The 21,796-nt window shown below is 71.6% G+C and carries 1 protein-coding gene; it reads right to left on the reverse strand.

Features of this window, described 5'->3' with window-relative positions; genetic code table 11:
- Positions 1 to 424 precede the first annotated feature (424 nt).
- Positions 425 to 21,754: an SDR family NAD(P)-dependent oxidoreductase gene (locus tag NM961_RS23010; protein WP_255916775.1), complete on the reverse strand. Its 21,330-nt coding sequence runs from the start codon at positions 21,752 to 21,754 to the stop codon at positions 425 to 427.
- Between the last annotated feature and the right edge of the window lie 42 nt (positions 21,755 to 21,796).

Raw genomic sequence — 21,796 nt, forward strand, 5'->3', positions numbered from 1 at the left:
CCCGGGGGGGCAGTTCGGGGCACGCGGATCAGCGTGGGCGGGGGCAATGCCGGGCACGGGCTGTCTCCTATCCGCCGGCGCAGGGCCGTACGGCAGCCGGCGCCCGGCCTGCGGCCATGGCGTTGCCGGCCAGCACCTGAAGACGGCGGCGCGCGTTGCTTGGCATAGGCTGCATCGCCTCCTGGCAGTCTGTTGCCCTCGCCGGCCACGGCAAAGGGCCTGGCTGCCACCAGCGCGCGTCCGGCGGCCCGCCCCCATCGACGGGACGCCCGGCCACGGCACCACCGCGCAATCTAGCCAATTGCACAGTGGAATACCGTTGCTGTCCTCGCCCCTTCCCCATTGTTATAACAATAACCAAATCATTGTTCCAAACCAATGAAGCTCCAGCTGTTTTTCTTGCCTGTCCACGATGCCGGCGGGCTCAGGAACGGGCCTGGTCCGCCGCCAGGCGGGCCAGCAGTGCGCTGAGGTCGTCCAGCCCGGCCTCGCCCTGCTCCAGCTGTTCCAGGGCGGCGATCACGGCCGGATCGCAGTAGTCGCCTTCCGCCGCCGCGGCGGCTGGCGCCGCCGGATTGGCTTCGGCCTCCGCCGCCGTGCCGGCCGGCGCCGCGCGCAGGGCCGCCTCGACCAGGCCGGCCAGACCTTCCAGGTTCATGTTCTCCACGATCTGGCGCATCAGCAGGCTGACTCCGAACGCCTGCTCCAGGCCGCGCTGCAGCGCCACCAGGGTGTAGGAGTCGGCGCCGTAGTAGCGGAAGGTTTCGCGGGGCCGGATCACGCCGGGGTCGACGTTGAGCTGCTCGGCCAGGATGCGCCGGATGCAGTCACGCACGCTTTCGCCGGGCCGCGCCTGCACCGGCACGCTCGCCGGCGGCGACATCGGCGCCAGCGTTCCCGGCGCCCGCGGCCGCGGCGGCGGCAGTTCCAGGCGCGGGAACGGATACGTCGGCAGATGCAGCCGGCGCAGGTCGCGGCCGGCCTGCAGCGGGGCCCAGTCAACCTGGGCACCCTGCGCCCACAGCTGCGCCAGCGCCGCCTGGTCGCGCGCGGCCAGCGCCGCCTGCACCGCGGCGCTGTTGCGCGTACCGCGGCGCGATTCGGCCACACCCTGGTAGCTGGGTACCGCCGACGGCGCCGCGGCGAGGAAATCGCGCAGCCCCAGCTGCAGCTCGGCCGCACTGGCGACGATCAGGGCCAGGCGGTGTTCCAGCGCGACGCGGCCGCGCTGCAAGGTGTAGGCGATATCGGCCAGGGCCGGCGTGCCGTCCTCGATCTGCTGCACGAACGCGAGCAGGCGGCGGGCGACCTCGGCCAGGCGCTCGGCGCTGCGCGCCGACAGCAGCACGATCTCCGGCTGCACCGACAGCGTGCGTTCGCTCGCCGGGGCCAGGTATTCCTCCACCAGCAGGTGGCCGTTGACGCCGGTATAGCCGTAGCTGTTGATCGCCGCCCGGCGCGGCAGCGGCCGGCCGGCCGCATCGCGCAGCGGCGTCCACGGCCGGTTGTCGGCGCCGAGCACGAAACGGCTGCCCTTCAGCTCGATTTCCTGGTTGACCTGGCCGAAGCGCGGAATTCCCGGGATCACGCGGTGGCGCAGCGCCAGCAGCACCTTGGCCAGCGAGGCCAGGCCGGAGGCGATCTCGCAATGGCCTATGGACGATTTCAGGCTGCTGAGCTGCACCGGCGCGGCATCGGCCGGCGCCTGTTCGCCGTAGACGGCGATCAATGCATTGGCCTCGATCGCATCGCTGAGCATGGACGCGGTGCCATGGGCCTCGACATAGCTCACGCTGTCCGGGCCGAAGCCCGAGGCGCGGAAAGCCTGCTGCATCGCGGTCTTCATGCCCAGCGTCGTCGGCGTGCTCAGCGACATGCTGCCGCCGCCATGCAGCACCGCGGTGCCGCGGATCACGCCGTAGATCAGGTCGTTGTCGGCGATGGCCTGGGCCAGCGGCCGCAGCACGACCGCGCCGGCGCCTTCGCTGCGCACATAGCCGTTCGCATCGGCCTGGAACGGCCGCGGCACGCCGTCGACGCTGAGGAAGCCGGTCTCGTCGATGCCGTCGTAGCTGGCCGGCGACAGCAGATGCACCGCCGCGACCAGGGCCTGCTCGCATTCGCCGCTGCGTATTGCCTGTGCCGCGCGGTGCAGCGCGACCGCGACCGAGGCACAGCCCGACTCGCAGTATTCGCTGGGGCCGCGCAGGTCCAGCGCATAGGAAATGCGGTTGGGCAGCATGGACGGCACCAGGGCGGCCATGTTGGCTTCGCTGGCGTCATCCGGGCCTATCGCGAGGAATACGCCGGTGGGCCGGGCGGCGAGCTGGGCCGGCGTGATCGCGGCATCTTCCAGCGCCTCCCAGATCTGGGTCAGCAGCAGGCGCTGCTGCGCCGGCAATTGCTGCGCATCCTTGGGCGAGATGCCGAAGAACAGCGGATCGAACTCGCTGATGCCGTCGATGAACGCGCCCCAGCGCGCCGCGGTGCGCTCCGGATCGGCGCCGCTGCCGAGGAAATCGCGCCAGGCCCAGCGCGTGGCCGGCACTTCCTCGATGCAATTGCGGCCGCTTTCGATGTTGCGCCAGAACGCCTCGCTGTTGCGCGCCTTGGGGAAGCGCACGCTGAGGCCGACCACGGCGATGCCCTCGGCGACGCCCTGGCGTGCCGCAACCGGCGCCGCGGCGGACGCGGCCAGCGGCGGCAGCGCAATGGTCCGCGGCGCGGCCGGCGTGACCGGCACTGCGGCCGGCGCGGCGGCCGCAGCCTCGTCGCCGCCGAAGTGGCGCTCGATGCGTTCGCGCACCTCGGGCTGGTCGACGAAGGTTTTCTGGTGCATGGCCAGTTCCTTGCGCACTGTATCGGCGAGCTGGCTGCGCAGGCCCTCGGCCATATGGCGCTTGAGCTGCATCAGCGCCTCGCGCGGCGAGTTGGCCAGGTCCCTGGCCAGCGCGATCGCGTAGGCCATCACCTCGGTGCGCGGCACCACCGGACAGCTGACGCCCTTCTCCGCCAGCTCGGAACCGCGGTAGCGCTTGCCGGTGAACAGCAGCTCCTGGGCCACGTTGGGACCGAAGCGGTGCGGCAGGATCAGGGTCGATCCCACCCCCGGCGTGAAGCCGAACATCATGAAATTGGTGGAGTAATAGCTGTCGCGGCTGAGCACCGGGAAATCGCAGGCCATGCCCATGACCCAGCCCGCGCCTATGCCATGCCCCTGCATCGCGGCGATGACCGGCAGCTTGCAGTCGATGGGCAGGCGGTAGAAGTCGGTCTGGTCGTAGGTGAACTCCCCTTCCTGGATCGCGACCAGGCCCTGGCGCGTGCCGCCGGTGGCGAAATAGCTGTCATAGCCGGTCAGGATCACGACCTTGAAGTGGCTGTCGGCGTCGATCGCCGCGAACGCCTGTTGCAGGCCGGCGACGACCTCAGCGGTGCTGCCGTTCTTGCTTTCGCGGTCCTGCATGCGGATCTGGGCGACGTAGGGCGCGATCTCGCTGAGTTCGACCACCGGCGCTTCATCGGCCGGCGCGGCAGCGGGCGCCGCCGCCGGCGGTGCCGCTGCGGCCGGTGCAGCGGAAGCAGCGGCCGGTGCAGGCACGGCCGCGCGCGGCGCCGCGTTCAGACGCTCCGCGAGGAAGTCGGCAAATTGCTGCAGGGTCGGATGGTCGTACAGCTTGGTCGCCGCGATTTCCAGGCCGAATTGCTGGTTGACCAGGCCTATCCACTCGACCACGGTCACCGATTCCAGGCCGATGTCGCTGAACTTCTCGCTGGGATCGAAGCTGTCATGCACCAGGCCGAGCACGCGGCAGAGCGCGGCGGTGAGCTGCGGCATCAGCTGCGCGGCCGTGACCGGACCGGCAAACACGGCAGCGGCTTCCAGCGCGGGAACGGCCGGCGCCGCTGCTTGTGCCGGTGCCGCCGCCGTGCGGACCGGCGCCGCCACAGCTGCCGCTACCGCGGCGGGATTGCTGCGAGGCGCCGCCGCTACGGACGGCGCCGCAGCCGCCGCCACCGGTACTGGCGACACGGCAGCCAGCACCGGCGCGGCGGGCTGCATTGCCGCGACTGGCGCCATGGCACCAAGCTGGCCGTGCAGATGGGCGGCGAAGTCTTCCAGCGTCGGATGGTCGTAGACCTTGGTGGCCTTGATGTCGGTGCCGAACTCGACGTTGACCAGGCGGATCCATTCGCTGGCCGCAATCGAATCCAGGCCCACATCGCTGAACTTCTCCGCCACGCCGATCAGGTCCGCCGGCAGCGCGAGCACGCGGCTGAGGCTGTCCTGCAGACGCGGCAGCAGCGCATCCACGGCCGGGACTGACGCGGCTGCGGCAGCGCTGCCGGCAGCCGGTACAACTGGCGCCGCCGCTGCTGCGGCCGATGCGACGGACGGCGCAACGGCCGCTACCGGCACCGTCCTCGTCGTCGCCGCAGCACCCGCCGCGGGTGCTGCAGCCAGCTGGGTTTGCAGATACGCCGCGAAATCCTCCAGCGTCGGATGGTCGTAGACCTTGGTGGCTTTCACGTCGACGCCGAACTCGATGTTGACCAGCCGTATCCACTCGCTCGCCGCAATCGAATCCAGACCCACATCGCTGAACTTGTCGGCCACGCCGATCAGATCGACCGGCAGCGCCAGCACGCGGCTGAGGCTGTCCTGCAGGCGCGGCAGCACTGCGTCCAGGGACGCTGCGGCGGTGATTGCGGCATGGCCACCGGCCACCGGTGCTGCCGAAGGCGCGGCAACCCAGGCCGGCACAGCCGGCGCTACAGACGGCGCAGCCGGAACCGGCGTTGCCGTCGTCATCGCCGCAGCACCCGCCGCAGGGGCTGCCGCAGCCAGCTGGGTTTGCAGATACGCGGCGAAATCCTCCAGCGTCGGATGGTCGTAGACCTTGGTCGCTTTCACGTCGACGCCGAACTCGGCGTTGACCAGCCGCACCCACTCGCTGGCCGCGATGGAATCCAGGCCCACATCGCTGAACTTTTCGCCCGTGCCGATCTGGTCCTCGCCCAGGCCGAGCACGCGGCTCAGGCTGGCGAGCAGACGCGGCAGCAGCTCGGCCACCGCCGGGACTGCTGCCACCGCGGGATAACCGCCAGCCACGGGTGCCGACGATGCTGCGGCAATCGTCGCCACCGCAACGGCCGCAGTGGCGGCGGACGGCGCGACAGCCGCAACCGGCACTGCCGCCGTCAGCTGGGTTTGCAGATACGCGGCGAAATCCTCCAGCGTCGGATGGTCGTAGACCTTGGTCGCTTTCACCTCGACGCCGAATTCGGCGTTGACCAGCCGCACCCACTCGCTGGCCGCGATGGAATCCAGGCCCACATCGCTGAACTTTTCGCCCGTGCCGATCTGGTCCTCGCCCAGGCCGAGCACGCGGCTCAGGCTGGCCAGCAGACGCGGCAGCAGTTCGGCCACCGCCGGGACTGCTGCCACCGCGGGATAACCGCCAGCCACGGGTGCCGACGATGCTGCGGCAATCGTGGCCACCGCAACGGCCGCAGTGGCGGCGGACGGCGCGACAGCTGCAACCGGCACTGCCGCCGGCATGGCCTCGCGCACAGCCGCAGCCAGCTGGGTCTGTAGATAAACCGCGAAATCCTCCAGCGTGGGATGGTCGTAGACCTTGGTCGCTTTCACCTCGATGCCGAATTCGGCGTTGACCAGCCGCACCCACTCGCTGGCCGCGATGGAATCCAGGCCGACATCGCTGAACTTTTCGCCCGTGCCGATCTGGTCCTCGCCCAGGCCGAGCACACGGCTCAGGCTGGCGAGCAGACGCGGCCGCAGCGCATCCACTGCCGGCGCGGCAGCCATCACCGTAGCGGCTGCCGCAACCGGCGCCGGCGTCCCTGCAGCAGCGCCGGCCGAAGGCACGACGGCATCAGCCGCGGGCACAACGGCGCCGAGCTGGCTTTGCAGATAGGCCGCGAAGTCCTCCAGCGTCGGATGGTCGTAGACCTTGGTCGCTTTCACCTCGACGCCGAACTCCGCATTGACCAGCCGCACCCACTCGCTGGCCGCGATGGAATCCAGGCCGACATCGCTGAACTTTTCCGCCACGTCGATGCTGGCCGCATCCAGTCCTAGCACGCGGGACAGGCTGCCGCGCAGGCGCAGCACAAGCGCTTCGCCGCTGCCCGCGGCGGCGCGCTGCGCGCCGGCCGGCGCAGTGGGCGGGACGGCTGACGCACGCGCGCCGGACGGCGCCACGGCAACCGCGGCCGGCGCGGCGCCGGCAACCAGCACAGGCGCGGAGACCTGGGCCGGTGCCGCCGTCGTTGCGGCAGCAGCAGCCTTGCGCGGTGCGGGCCGGCCGGTTTCCGGCTGTACGCCGCGACGCGCCATCTCGCCGGCGATGAACGCGGCCAGATCGGCCTCGCCCGCGCTGTCGCCGCCCGTGTCGCCGGCCGCCGCAGCGAACGGTGCGGCCGCGGACGCAACGGCGGCCGGCTGCGGCATTGCCGTCGCCGCGGCGGGCGCGGCGACGCGCACCGCCGGCGGCAAACGGCCCTGCAGCGGCGCCGTGCTCAGCGGATTCAAGGTTACGCGCGCGGCCGGCGCGCCGGCATCCGCCGGGGCCGCCGCCGCAGCGGCAGGCCCCAGCGCAATGCCGCGCGGCTTGGCGCGCGCCTCGCCCGCGGCAACCGCAGCGGTAGCGGGCTGGCCGCCAGTGGACGCGGCAGCACCGGCAACCGGCGCTGCGGGCGCAGCGGACATCGCCGGCGCCGCGGCCGGTACAGGCACGCGAGGCGCCGCGGCCGGCACGGGCACTGCTGTCACGGACACCGCCGGCGCCGGTCCCGGCGCAGACGCGGCAGCACCTGCCGCGACAGCCGCCGGCGCCATATCCACGACCGGCGCCGCCGCTGGCGCGGCCGCAGCGGCCGCCGCCGGCACCGCCCTGCCCGCCGGCGGTACCGTCGGCAGCACCCAGTAGCGGGTGCGGGCAAATGCATAGCTGGGCAGGCTGATGCGGCGCGGCAGTACAGCGCCGTGCCAACGGGCCCAGGCCACCTCGGCGCCGTGCACCCAGGCGTTCAGCAGGGCCTGGCTGTCGCGGGCGGCCAGTGCGGCCTCCACGCCGGCGGCGGATTCGCCGGCCAGGCTGTCCTTGCTGCGGCGCACGCGCGCGCTGAGCACGCCGTCGGCGGCGCCGTCGCGCGCAAAGGCCTGCAATGTGTCGCACAGTGCGGCCAGCGAGGCCGCGACGAACGCCAGGCGCTCGTCCATCGCATCGCGGCCCACCTGCAAGGTGTAGGCGATATCCGCCAGGTCGGCCTCGTCGTAGCGGCCGGCGGCCAGGGCCGCGGCCAGGGTTTGCGCCTGGGCGCGCAGCCGCTCGGCATTCTTCGCCGACAGCACGACCAGCACCGGCTCGCTGCCGCGCGGCGTGGGCGCCGCCGCCGGGTATTCCTCCAGCACCACGTGCGCATTGGCCCCGCCGAAGCCGAACGAGCTGACGCCGCCGCGGCGCGGCAGCGGGTTGCCGGCGGCGTCGCGCGGTGCCGGCCAGTCGCGCCGGCTGCGCACCACGTCGAACGGGCTGCCGGCGAAATCGATGTACGGATTCAGGCGCTCGCAATGCAGCGAACGCACCAGGGTGCGGTGCTTGAGCTGCAGCAGCAGCTTGATGACGCCAGCGACGCCGGCCGCGAGTTCCAGGTGGCCGATATTGCTCTTCACCGTGCCCAGGGCGGTCTGGCCCGGCTGCGGCGCCGCCCCCGGCGTTTCCGCATACAGCGCGGCGAACGCCGCCTTGAGCGCGTTCACCTCCACCGGGTCGCCGAGTTCCGTGCCGGTGCCGTGCGCTTCGATATAGCCGACCGTGCGCGGGTCTATCCCGGCGCGGCGGTAGGCGCTCTTGAGCAGTTCGGCCTGGGCCTTGGGATTGGGCGCGGTCAGCGAATTGGCGCGGCCGCCGTGATTTTCCGCCGCGGCCAGGATCACGCCGCGGATCGGATCGCGGTCGGCCTCGGCGGCCGAGCGCTTCTTCAGCAGCAGCATTCCCACCCCTTCGCCGCGCACATAGCCGTCGGCCTTGTCGGAGAAGGTCTTGCAGCGGCCGTCGCCGCTGAGCATGCCGGCCTTGCTGAAGCTGATGTGCAGGGTCGGCGTGATGATGGTCTGCACGCCGCCGGCCAGGGCCAGGTCGCAGCTGCCGCTCTGGATCGCCAGCACGGCGCGGTGGATCGCGACCAGCGAGGACGAACAGGCCGTCTCCACCGGCTCGCTGGGACCGTGCAGGTTAAGGAAGAAGCTGGTGCGGTTGGGACCGACCGAAGGCACCGAACCCGTGGAGGAATAGCCTTCGATGCCCGCCTGGGCATAGGCCGACAGCGAGCTGTAGCCGCTGTCCGCGGTGCCGACGAAGATGCCGGTCTGGCTGCCGGACAGCTGCGACGGCGCATAGCCGGCATCCTCGATCGCGGCCCAGGCGAACTGCATCAGCAGGCGCTGCTGCGGATCCATCAGCACGGCTTCGCGCGGCGAGATGCCGAAGAACAGCGGGTCGAATTCGTCGACACCGCTGATGAAGCCGCCCCAGCGCGAGTTCGTCTTGTTCGCTTCGCGGGTCGGATCGCCGTCGAACGCGCGCCAGTCCCAGCGCGACGGCGGGATTTCCTCGATGCAGTCGCGGCCCTGGACCAGGTTGTCCCAGAACGCGGCAAGATCGTCCGCCTGCGGGAAGCGGCCGCTCATGCCGATCACGACGATCGGATCGGCCGCGGCGGGCGCGGATGCAACCGGCGCCGGCGCACTGGCGACGGCCGGCGCAGCGCGGCGGCGGCCGGCCTGGCGCGCTGTCGCGAAGGGGGCCGGCTCGGCCGCAAACGTTTCCAGCGCAGGCAGCGGCGTCGTATCGGCGAGCGCCGGCGTCGCCCCGGCGGCCGCTGCCGCCCCCGCGACCAGGTGTGCAAACCGCGCCGCGCTGGTACCGGCCAGGTGGCCGGCAAGACCGCGCACGGTCGGGTATTCAAAGAACACGGTCGGCATCAGCGCCAGTTCAAAGCGGGCGTTGAGGCGGTTGGCCAGTCCGGTCAGGTTGATCGAATCGAAGCCGTACTCGCTCAGTTCCGCATCGACGTCCAGGTCGCTGCGCTTGACCTTGAGCATCTGCGAGATTTCCTGCAGCAGCTCGTCGGCGACGGCAGCGGCCAGCGCCGCCGCGTCTACCGTCCCGGCCGCGGGCGCACTGGCCGTGGCCGGCGCCGGTGCAGCCGCCTGCGGCGGCAGCTCGGCGGTCAGGCCCTGGCGCACCCGGCCCAGCGTGCCGTACAGCACCAGCACCTGTTCCGCCGTACCGGCCAGGGCGCGGTAGAACGCCTCCAGGCCGCGGGCGCGGTCCAGCGCCTGCAGGCCGAAGCGGCTGCGCAGCAGAGTCTGGGTCGCCTCGTCGATGACCATGCCGCCGTCGGCCCAGAGCGGCCAGTTGACCGAAAGACTGCGGCCCTGGCGCGTGCCCGCCGCCACCTGCGCCGCGCGTTCGCGCGCGAACGTGTCCATGAAGGCGTTCGCTGCGGCGTAGTCGGCCTGGCCGGCATTGCCCAGCGCGCCGGCGACCGAGGAAAACAGCACGAACAGGTCCAGCGGCTGGTGCCGCGTGGCGGCGTCGAGGTTGACCAGGCCCTGCACCTTGGGCGCGAACACCGCGTCCAGTTCCTGCCGCGTCTTGCGCACCAGATAGTTGTCCTGCACCACGCCGGCGATATGCAGCACGCCGTGCACGGCGCCGTGCGCTTGTACGGTGGCGGCGACCAGCGCCTCCACCGCGGCGGCGTCGGCCAGGTCGACGCGGCGATAGTCGACCGACGCCGCGAGCGTGCGCAGTTCGTCCAGCGCGCGGCGCTGCGCATCGCCCAGCTCGGAGCGGCCGGCCAGTACCAGATGCACGCCTTCGGCGCGGCTGGCGATCTCCCGCGCCAGCAGCAGGCCCAGCCCGCCGGCACCGCCGCTGAGCAGGTAGACGCCGCCGGTCTTCCACGGCAGGCCGGCGGCCGCGGCATCGGCCGCGGCTTCCCAGCCGCGCCACTGCCAGGCGCCGTCGCGATGACGCAGTTCGGCCGCACCGGCCGGGCTCTGCGCCAGCTGCCGGGCCAGCTCGGCGGGTTCGCCGGGGGCCAGCTGGATCAGCTGGCCGGCCAGGTGCGCATGCTCCATCTGGGCCGTTTTCAGCATCGCAGCGAGGCCGGCGAAATGCGCCTGGCCGGCGGGTACCACGACCTGCAGCACGGTCACGCCCTGGCCGCGTTCCGCGGCCAGTTCGCGCAGCAGCTCCAGCAGCGCGGCGGCGGCCGCGGTGTAATCCGCGGCCAGGTCGCCGCCGGGTTGCAGCACCAGGCAGCGGGTATCGGCCAGCGCCGCACGCAGCGCCGCCGCCATGCCTGCCTCCCAGCCGCACAGCAGTACGACGCGGCGGTCCGCCGGGCCGGCCGCCGCGGGCAGCGCGCGCCAGCGCGGCTGCAACAGCAGCAGTTCCGCCGCGGCCTCTGCCACGGCCACGCGCGAGGAAAAGCCGCGCAGGCGCAGGCAGAGCTGCCCGTCCGGCGCGCAGATGTCGAAATCCAGCCGTCGCAGGCGCGCATCGGCCACAGCAGCCTCGCGCAGGTGCACCCGCAGCTGCGCCGGCAGCGGCGCAAGCACCTCCACCGATTCCAGCGCGAACGGCAGGCTGGCCTGCGGCGTCGCGCCGTCGCGCGCCGCGGCCAGTTCCAGGCCCACGGCCGCCTGCAGGCAGCTGTCGAGCAGGCTGGGATGCAGCACGAAACGCCCTGCCCCCGCAGCGACGCTGTCGGGCAGCGCGACGTCGGCCAGCGCCTCGCCATTGCCCACGGCGACGCGCTGCAGTCCGCGCAGGGCCGGGCCGAATGCAATACCGGCCGCGCCGAAGGAGGCGTAGCAGGCCGCCGCGTCGAACACCGTGCCGCAGCGCGCGGCCACGGCGGCCAGGTCCAGCGGCGCCGCCGATGCCGCCGGCACGGCCTGGGCCAGGCCCTGGGCATGCAGTACCGCGGCGCCGCCCGCAGCCTGGCTGTAGATCGCGAAGCTCACCGCGTCGTCGGTCGCTTCCACGTCCACTTCCACCGCGACCGGCGCATCGTCCACCGCCAGCGGCCGCGACCAGACGACGTTCTTCAGCACGAGGCTGGCCGCCGCACCGGTATCGTCCGGGCCCAGCGCATCGGCTACGGCCGCGCGGGCCATTTCCAGGCAGGCCACGCCGGGCAGCAGGCGGCGGCCCTGGATCACGTGGTCGCGCAGGAAGAATTCCTCGCCGCTGAAGCGCGCGCTGTAGCGCTGCCCGGCCAGGGTGGAAGCATTGCTGTGCAGCAGCGGATGCAGCTGCGGCGCGGACGCGGCCGGCGCCGCAACCGCCGCCGCGGGCGAGGGTTCTATCCAGATCCGCTCGCGCGCAAACGGATAGCCCGGCAGGCTGACCGGCAGCGGCCGGGCCGCGCCGAACAGGCGTGCCCAGTCCAGCGCATAGCCCTGGCAATAGACGTCCGCCAGGGCGCCGAGCAGTTCGTGATAGGCCTCCCCGTCGCCGGCCAGGCCGGCGGCCTTGCCGAGCAGGTCCTCGGCGTAGTGCGCCAGCGCCTTCTGCGCGGCGAATTCGCGCGCGACCTTGCCGCGGAACAGGTTCGGCGTAGGCGCCGCGCCGTTGAAGCGGCGCAGCAGTTCCTGCGCGTGTTCGGCGTCGCTGGCGACCAGCGCCGCGCGGTGGGCGAAATGCTGGCGGCCGCAGAGCAGCGTATAGCTGACAGCAGCCATGCCGGACGCATCCCAGCTGCGCCCGGCCAGGGCCTGGGCCAGGTCCGCCGCGCGCTGCTGCAGCGCCGTTTCGGTCCGCGCCGAAAGCACCAGCAGCACCGGCGCGGGCGCCGCGGCCGGTACGGCCGGCGCGGTGTATTCGCGCACGATCATGTGCACATTGGTACCGCTCATGCCGAACGCGCTGACCGCGCCGCGGCGCGGGCCGCCATGGCCCGGCGGCCAGTCGCGCAGGGACTGGTTGACGAAGAACGGGCTGCGCGCCCATTCGATGTAGTCGCTGGCCTGATCGGCGTGCAGGCTGGCCGGGATCTGCGCGTGGCGCAGCGCCTGTACCAGGCTGACCAGGTTGACCAGGCCCGAGGCGGCGAAGCTGTGGCCGAGGTTGGACTTGGTCGAGGTAATGGCGCAGTAGCCGGTGTCGCTGCCGCCGTCCTTGAACGCATCGTTGAGTGCGTTGATCTCGATGGGATCACCCAGGCGCGTGCCGGTGCCGTGGGTGACCACGTACTGCACCGAGCGCGCGGCGATGCCGTAGCGCCGATGGATGCCGCGGATCAGTTCGGTCTGGGCCACGCCGCTGGGCGCGGTGATGCCGTTGGTCTTGCCGTCGTAATTCAGGCCGCTGGCCTCGATCACCGCGTAGATGCGGTTGCCGTCGGCCTGGGCCCTGGACAGGCGCTTGAACACCAGCGCGACCACCGCCTCGGCCGGCACCATGCCGTTGGCGCGGCGGTCGAAGGCGTAGCAGCGGCCGTCCGGCGACAACATGCCGGCCTGGCTCATGGCGATGTAGTTCTGCGGCGTCAGCATCAGGTTGACGCCGGCGGCGATGGCCGCATCGCATTCGTCGGCGCGCAGGCTGAGGCAGGCCTGGTGCGCGGCGACCAGGCCCGAGGAACAGGCCGTGTTGATCGCCATGGCCGGCCCGCGCAGGTTCAGCACATAGGCCAGGCGCGCGGCGAGTATGCCTTCGTGATTGGCGGTCAGCGTGCCGCGTTCGGCCACCAGGCCCTGGTAGTCGCCCTGCTCCACGCCGACGAAGATGCCGACGCGGTCCGCGCGCAGCGCCGGTGCGCCGTAGGCGGCGTCTTCCAGCGCCTTGTACGCCTCCTGCAGCAGCAGGCGCTGGCGCGGATCCATCAGCTCGGCCTCGCGCGGGGCGATTTCAAAGAACAGCGGATCGAACTCGGCCACGCCCGGCACCGCACCCAGCCAGCGGCCGGCAATGCCGGACGCGGCCGGGCCGCTGCCGGCGAAGCTGCGCCAGTCCCAGCGCTCGGCCGGAATTTCCTCGACCGCGTTGCGGCCGTCGCGCAGGATTTCCCACAACTCATCGACCGTGCGCGCCTGCGGGAAGCGCCCGCTCATGCCGATGACGGCGATCGCGTCGCCGGCTATCGCCGCGCCAGCCGTAGCGGCGTCGGCGTCGGCAGCGGCCGGCCGGCGCACCGCCGCGGTCCGCGCCGGACGCGCGGCGGTTGCCTTGGCCGCGGTGTCCTTGTCGCGATAGAACGCTTCGATCGCCGCGCCGTGCTCGCTCATGTACCAGTTCACCAGGCGCGCCTGGGTGGTATGGCTGAAGAACAGCGCCGGCGTGACCGGCACGCCGTAGTACTGGGTCAGGCGCTGGGCAAAGCCCATCAGGCTGATGGAGTCGAAGCCGATATCGGCCAGGTTCTCGTCCGGATCGAGCTTTTCCAGCGGCAGCAGCAACAGTTCGCTGATCTGCTCGCGCAGCTCGGCTTCCAGGCACTGGCGCGTGTTCAGGCCCTTGAGCGCGGCACGGCGCGGCTTGCCGCCGCTGCCCGACGCCGCCGCCGCCGGCGCCGCGGCCGGCCGTGCCGGCTCGCGCCACTCGCCATCGACCAGTTGCAGGCCGTCGCTGCGCGCGACGATCACCTGCTGGCCCAGCTTCAGCGCCGCCTGCGCCGGGAATTCCACCGGCGCATAACCTTCCTCGCCCAGCACGCGCTGCCAGGTTTCCGGCAGCACGCCGGGCGAACCGGGCACGCGCAGCTCGGCGTCCTCGAACAACCACCAGCCTTTCATCAGGCCGAAGGTGAGATGGGTGAACAGGTTGCCGCCGCCGGCCATCTCGTTGATGACCAGCACGCCGGCGGCGCCGAGCATGGCCTTGGCGCTGCGCAGGGTGTTGCGGATGTTGCTGGTGGCGTGGAGTACGTTGGTCGCGATCGCGAGATCGTAAGCGCCGATGTCCAGCCCCTGGCCGGACGGATCTTTCTCCACATTGAACAATTGGTAATTCAGGAACGGATTCGCCGCGCCGAAGGTGTTCTTGGCGTGGGACAGGAACGCGCGCGAGATGTCGGTATAGCAGTACTCGGCAATGTGCGCGTGATACGGCTGCAGCCGCGCCAGCACCATCGCGCTGGTGCCGCCGGTGCCGGCACCGATCTCCAGCAGGCGCAGCGGCTGCATGGGCACGCCGTTCGCGGCCGCCGTGGCCAGGCGTTCCTGCAGATAGGCCACGACCACGTCGGCGACCACTGCATTGAAATAATCCGCGCCGAGGTTGTCCTTGTAGACGCCCTCGACCTTGGTCATGGACGCGCCCTGGAACATGATGTCGGTGGACGGCAGCGTGCCTTTGAGGATCTCGGGCAGGTTGCGCAGCATCGCCTCGACCAACTGGGCCTGGGCGGCCAAATCGGCATCGGCGAACCAGACCGGCCGCGCCGCGTCCCACTCGGCCCAGGCCGCCGCGGGATCGATCGCGCGCGCGATGCGGAAGCCCTCGCCGTCGGCGGCGAGATAACCGTAGCGCACCAGGATGCGCGCGGTTTCCTCCAGCCAGCGGTGGTACAGCGCATCGACCTTGGGCAGTTCGGCATCGATGCGGATGGCCGCATCGGCGAACAGGCCGCTGCGCAGCACCTGGGCGAACAGCAGCTTGGCCAGGGCCTGCTCCATGTCGTGCGAGCGCCGGCCCAGGTCCTCGAACAGGTCCGCCGCCTGGGCGACCACGCCGGCACGTTCCTGCACCGCGGCATCCATGCGCTGGCGCAAGGCGCCGAAATCCAGCAGGCGGCGCAGGGCCGCCGCATCGGCGGCATTTGCGGCCGGCGCTGCGCTGTCGCCCGTCTCGCCGTCGTGGAGTGCTTCGGCTTCGGCGTAATCGGCATCGTCGCCGTCGGCCGTATCGGCGGCCGCGGCGGCCGCGGCCCGGCGCAGCGGTTTGCCGACGCTGGCCGGCAGCCAGTACGTCTCTCTCGCAAACGGATACGTCGGCAGCGCGACACGCCGCGGCGGCTGCGCGCCGTAGGCCTGGGCCCAGTCCAGCGCATAGCCCTGGCAATACAGTTCCGCCAGCCCCTGCAGCGCCTGCTGGCAGGCGGCCGCATCGCTCAGCGTGGGCAGGCGGCCCAGCAGTTCCTCGCCGAACAGGCGCATCGCCGCCTGGCCGCTGAAGTCCCGCGCGACCTTGCCGCGCAGCACGTTCGGACCGGCGTCGCCGGCCAGCCAGGCCTGCAGCAGCGCTGTCGCCTGCGCCGCATCGCGCACCACGACCGCGACGCGGTGCGCATGATGCTGGCGCGCGCACCACAGGGTGTAACTGATCGCCCACAGCGTGGCGTTGTCCACCGCCTGGCCGCGCAGCTGTGCGAGCAGGTCTTCCACGCGGCGGCGCAGCGCCTCTTCGCTGCGCGCCGACAGGCACAGCGCCAGGCACGGTGCCGCCGGCACCGCCGCCGGTGCAACCTCGTCCCAGCTCTGCACGATCATGTGCGCATTCGTGCCGCTGATGCCGAAGCTGCTCAGCGCGCCGAAGCGCGGCTGTTCGCGGCGCGGCCAGGCGCGGTTGGCGGTGTTGACATAGAACGGACTGCGCGCCCAGTCGACGTAGTCGCTGGGCTGGGTGCAGTGCAGGCTGGCCGGGATCGTCTCGTGGCGCAGTGCCAGCACCAGGCTGACCAGGCTGACCAGGCCCGAGGCCGCGAAGGTGTGGCCCAGGTTGCTCTTGGTCGAGGTCAGCGCACAGTACGGCGCCTCGCGCACCGGGAACACTTCGCTCAGCGCATTGATCTCCACCGGATCGCCCAGCCGCGTGCCGGTGCCGTGGCTGACGATGTACTCGATCGCCGTCGCCGGCAGCTGCGCCTGGGCCAGCACGGCCTGGATCAGTTCCGCCTGCGCGCCGCCGTTGGGTGCGGTGATGCCGTTGGTCTTGCCGTCGTAGTTGATGCCGCTGGCGCGCACCAGCGCGTGGATCACGTCGCCGTCGCGCTGCGCCTGGCTCAGGCGCTTGAACACCAGCGCCACGATCGCCTCGCCCGGCACCATGCCGTCGGCGGCGCGGTCGAACGCGCGGCAGCGGCCGGTCGGCGACAGCATGCCGGCCTGGGTCATGCCGACGAAGCTGCCCGGCGTGAGCGTGACACTGACACCGGCCGCGACCGCGGCATCGCACTCGCCCGCGCGCAGGCTCAGCACTGCCTGGTGCGCCGCGACCAGGCCCGAGGAACAGGCCGTGTTGATCGCCATGGCCGGGCCGCGCAGGTTCAGCGCATACGACAGCCGCGCCGCGAGGATCGCATCGTTGCTGCCGATCAGCGAGCCCGCGTCGCGCAGCAGCTGCTCGTAGTCGCCCTGCTCCACGCCGACGAACATGCCGACGCGCTGGCGCTGCAATTGCGCGTCGCCGTAGCCGGCATCTTCCAGCGCCTTGTATGCCTCCTGCAGCAGCAGGCGCTGGCGCGGATCCATCAGCGCGGCTTCGCGCGGCGAGATCTCGAAGAAGGCCGGGTCGAACTCGGCCACACCGGGCAACGCACCCAGCCACTTGCTGTTGCTGGTCGTGGCCTGCGGGCCGCTCGCGCTGTCGTAATAGTCGCGCCAGTCGAAGCGTTCGGCCGGGATTTCCGTCACCGCATCGCGGCCCTCGGACAGGATCTGCCACAGCTCGTCGACCGAGCGCGCCTGCGGGAAGCGGCCGCTCAGGCCGACGATTGCGATGGGCTCGGCCCGGTCCGGCGACGCCGCTGCGGCCGGCGCGGATTCCCGCTGCGCCTGCACCGGCCGCGCACGGGCGGGAGCGGTTGCGGCGGGCCTGGCGGCGGCGGAATCGGCGCTGCCATAGAAAGACTGCAGCGCGGCCGCGTGCGTCTGCACGAAGAATCCGGCCAGCTTGCCCAGCGTGCCGTACTTGAAAAACAGCGACGGCGTCACCGGCAGGCCGAAGTGCGCGCTGAGGCGTTCGGCGAATTCCGCCAGGCTCAGGGAATCGAAGCCGAAGTCGGCCAGGTTTTCCTGTGCGCTGAGACGCGCGCGCGGCAGGCGCAGCAGCTTCGCGGCCAGTTCGGCGAGGTCCCAGGCCACGCACTGCGGCAGGTCCAGGCCGGCCAGCTCGCTGCGCCGTGCGCCCGTGGCCACGGCTGCCGCGGCGCGTGGCGGCGCCGGCACGGCCGCCGGCGCCTTGACGCCGAGATAACCGCAGATGCGCTCGCGATTGCCGGTCATCACCAGCACGTGCGGCGCATCCACGCCCAGCAGCTGTTCCAGTACCGCCACGCCTTCGTCGGCTTCAAACGCGCGCTGGCCGCTGCTCTTGAGGTACAGGTGCGTGGTTTCGTCGGCTTCCAGGCGCATGCCGCCATCGCGCCACAGGGGCCACAGGATGGCCAGGGTCTTGGGCCGGCTGGAATCGCTCTGGCGCTGGCGCTGGGCATAGACCGCATGGGCCATCTGGAAGCGGTTGCCCAGGGCGTAGTCGCAGGAACCGAAATCGCCGAGCACGGCCGAGGCCGAGGAGAAATGGCAGACGAAATCCAGCGCGTCGTGCTCCAGCGCCGCGTCCAGCGCGAGCGTGCCGGCGACCTTGGGCGCGATTACCGCCTCGAATTCGTCCACGCGCTTGGACAGCAGATGCTTCTCGCCGTCGATGCCGGCCGAATGCAGCACGCCGTGGATGGCGCCGAAACGCTCGCGTGCCTGGCCCAGCGCCGCCCCCAGCGCCATCACGTCGCCGACATCGCAGGGCAGATACATCACCTGCCCGCCGGCCGCTTCGAGTTCGCGCAGATGCGCCTGGCGCGTCTCGTCCAGCGCGGAACGGCCAATCAGGATCAGTTTCGCCGCGTAGGTGCGCGCCAGATGGCGCGCGAACACCAGGCCTATGCCGCCGAGGCCGCCGGTGATGAGGTAGGTGCCGCCGTGGCGCAGCGCGCCCGGCGTCGCTGCCGGCGCATACGGCTGCACGCGCAGCACCTGCCGCCCCTGCGCCGTATACCAGGCGCTTTCGGGCTTGAGCGCATGCTGTTCCTGCCACAGCTGGCGGCTCCAGCGCGCCATGTCCAGCGCGCCCACGCCTTCTGCCGCACCGATGATGACCGCCGGGCGCGTCTGCGCCAGCACCATCTTCAGGCTGCGCTCCAGCGCGATCCAGGATTCCGCATAGCAATGTTCCAGCCCGTCGTGGCATTCGCTGACCAGCAGCAGACGCGCCGCGCCGAGCTGGGTCATGGCCAGGGCCTGCACCAGCAGCACGATGGGCGCGTAGTCGCGCACCAGTTCCGGCTGCTCCAGCGGCCACAGATACCACACGCCGTCGAAACGGCTGTGCTGCTGCCGCAGCTGCTCCAGCGCCGCGGCGTAGTCGTCCAGACGATCGTCGGCGACACGCAGCGCGGCGGAATCCGGCGCTTCCCCGCGGGCCAGGAACACCACTTCCAGTGCCGGCGACAGCTCGGCCAGGGTGGCGCGCAGCACGGCTTGCTGGCGCGGATCCGACAGCAGGCAAAGCAGCTTGCCGGCCGTGCGCGCGCCGCCTTCCACGGCGGCGGGCTGCCAGCTTTCCTGGAACAGCAGCGGGATGCGCGATTCGTCCTGCACCGGCGCGGCCGCTTCAGCGGGCGGCGTCTGCCATGACGCTGCGCTCCCGGACTGCGCGCTGGCGCGGAACTGTTCCTCCGCACCGCTGGATTCCTCGCTGGCGAACACTTCCACCGGTACGGCGGCAGCGGCCCGCGGCGGCGCCCAATAGCGCTCCCGCGCGAATGGATAGGTCGGCAGCGGAATGCGGCTGCAATCGCCCGCGGCGAACAGCGGCGCAAAATCCACACGTCCATCCTTGGCGAAATGCTGTGCCGCCGCCTCCAGGCGCTCGCGCAGCGCAGCGGCCGGCAGGTGCTCGCTGCCGGCCAGGTCCGGTGCTTCGCCGGCGCTGTGCGGGGTGCCTTCCGGGTCGGACAGATGCAGGCCGGCGCTGTCGCCGCGCTGCAGCCAGCCGGCCAGCCGCTGGCGCAGCTGCGCCGTATCGCCGACCACGCAGGCCAGGCGGCAGACGAAGTGGCGCCGGCCCAGCAGCAAGGTGTGGCTGATGTCGCCGGCATCGGCGCTGTTGCCGTCCAGCCAGTCGTGCAGCTGCTGCGCCTGCTGGCGCAACTGTTCGGGCGAGCGCGCCGACAGCGCCATCAGATAGGCCGGCCGCGGCCGCGCCCGGCGCAGCCGCGCCGGCGCCTCGTCGATGACCAGGTGCGCGTTGGTGCCGCTGAAGCCGAACGAGCTGATCGCCGCACGGCGCGGCTGACCGGCCGGCGCATCCCAGCGGCGCAGCGCGGTGTTGACGAAAAACGGGCTGCCGGCGAAGTCGATGTGGCTGTTGCCGCGCTCGAAGTTCAGCGACGGCGGCATCTGCTTGTGACGCAGCGCCAGCAGCACCTTGAGCAGGCTGGCGACGCCGGCCGCGGCGGCCGCGTGGCCGATGTTGGTCTTGATCGAGCCCAGCGCGCAGTAGCCGCTGCGCTGGGTGCTGCGGCGGAATGCGGCGGTCAGCGCGCGGAACTCGATGGGGTCGCCGAGCTTGGTGCCGGTGCCGTGCGCCTCGACCAGCTGGATGGTTTCCGGATCGATGCCGAAATCGTCGTAGACCTGGCGCTCCAGGCGCTCCTGCGATACGGCGCTGGGCGCGGTAATGCCGTGGGTGGTGCCATCCTGGTTGATGCCCGAGGCGCGGATCACGCCGTGCACGTGATCGCCGTCGGCCAGCGCGTCGGCCAGGCGCTTAAGCACCACGGCGCCGACGCCTTCGCCGGTGACGAAGCCATCGGCGCGGTCGTCGAAGGTGTAGCAGCGGCCGGTCGGCGACAGCATGCCGGCGCGCGCGGACGCGACGAAGAACGCCGGCGTGCAATTGACGAACACGCCGCCGGTCAGGGCCATGCGGATCTCGCCGGTCCACAGCCCCTGGCAGGCCAGATGGGTCGCGACCAGCGAACTGGAACAGGCCGTGTCGACCGTGACCGCCGGCCCCTGCAGGTTGAGGTAATACGACAGCCGCGCCGGAATCACCGAATCGGCATTGCCCCAGAACGCCTGCGCCGGCGCGCCTTCAAACACGTTGGCATAGTCGCCGCCGCCGGAACCGACGTAGACGCCGAAGGACTGCCCTTCCACCGCCGAACCGACATAGCCGGCGTCTTCCAGTGCAGTCCAGGCTTCCTGCAGGAACAGGCGCTGCTGCGGATCCATGTAGGTCGCTTCGGTGCCCGAGATGTTGAACACCAGCGGATCGAACTCGTCGATGTCGCTGAGCAGCGCCGCGCGCAGCGCGGTGTCGTCGTTCTGCTCCGGATAGATCTGCGACAGATCCCAGCGCGTCACCGGCAGCACCAGGCTGCGGCCTTCGGCCAGGGCCTGCCACAGGCTGTCGAGATTGCGCGCGGCGCCGTAGCGGCCGCTCATGCCGATCACGGCGATGGGCTCGCGCGTGCGCACGCCGGCGGCCTGCGGCGCGGTGCCGCGCGCGCCGTCCTGCACCCGGTACGCTGCCGTCACCGCGACCACGACCTTGCCGATGGTGCGGCGGTCCTGCAGCAGCTGGTAGGCTTCGCGGATGCGTTCCAGCGGCAGCACCGCGCTGATGGTCGGCGCGATCACGCCGGCATCGGCCAGCTGCAGCAGTTCGCGCCGGTACTCGGCCAGCAGTGCCGGATTGCGCATGCCGAGCTTGCGCAGGTCCACGCTGTGGAAGGTCTGGTTGTTGCTGAGCACCGACAGATCCACGGTGCGCGCCGACTTCAGCGCCGTCATCGCGATCTCGATATAGCGCCCGCCCGGCGCCAGGCAGTTCATGCCCTTCTGCAGCGCATCGCCGCCCAGCGTGTTGATGACCACATCGACGCCCTGGCCCTGCGTCATGCGCAGCACTTCGGCCTCGAAATCCTGCTCGCGGTAGTTGATCAGCTCCGTCACGCCCAGGCCGCGCAGGTAATCGAGCTTCTGCGCCGAGCCGGCCGTGGCGATGATCTGCGCGCCCTGCGCCTTGGCCAGCTGCACCGCGATCAGGCCGGTGCCGCCGGTCGCGGTCTGGATCAGCACGCGCTCGCCGGGTTGCAGGCGCGCGCGCCGGAATGCGTCGATCATGGTCAGCGCGACCGAAGGCAGCGCGCAGGCCTGTTCAAATGTCAACGATGCCGGCTTGTGGAAAACCAGCGCGGCGTCGCAGTTGACCAGGCTGGCATGGCCGCCCAGGTTCACGCCCATGAGAGCGATCACCGCATCGCCGACCGCCAGGCCGCTGACGCCGGCGCCGAGCGCGCGCACCGTGCCGCTGACCTCGAAGCCGGGCGTGAACGGGTACGCCGGCATGGTCGGATACAGCCCGGACACGCAAAGCAGGTCGCCGAAATTCAGCGAGAACGCCTCGATTGCGATTTGCACCTCGCCCGCGGCCGGCGCGGTAATCGGCGCCTGCACCAGTTGCAGATCGTCGATTGCACCCGGTGCGCGGATCAGCACGCGGTGATAGGCGGGGCCGTCAATCACGGCGGCGGCGAGCGGCGCGGCGGCAGCCGGCGGCACCGTTGCCGTGGGGACTGCCGGTGCTGCGGAATACACGGCGGCCGGGGCCCGACTTGTGTCGCGCGCGCCGCGCCGGCGGCGCGGCGAAACCGGCACGCTGCCCGGCAGGCGCGGCGCCGCAGTGGCGGGCGCGCTGAGCGCAGCCACGCTCTGGCGCGCCGGCACTGCGGCAGGTGCGCTCGCGGGCGG

This window comes from Tahibacter harae, from assembly GCF_024437735.1.
GTDB classification, from domain to species: domain Bacteria; phylum Pseudomonadota; class Gammaproteobacteria; order Xanthomonadales; family Rhodanobacteraceae; genus Tahibacter; species Tahibacter harae.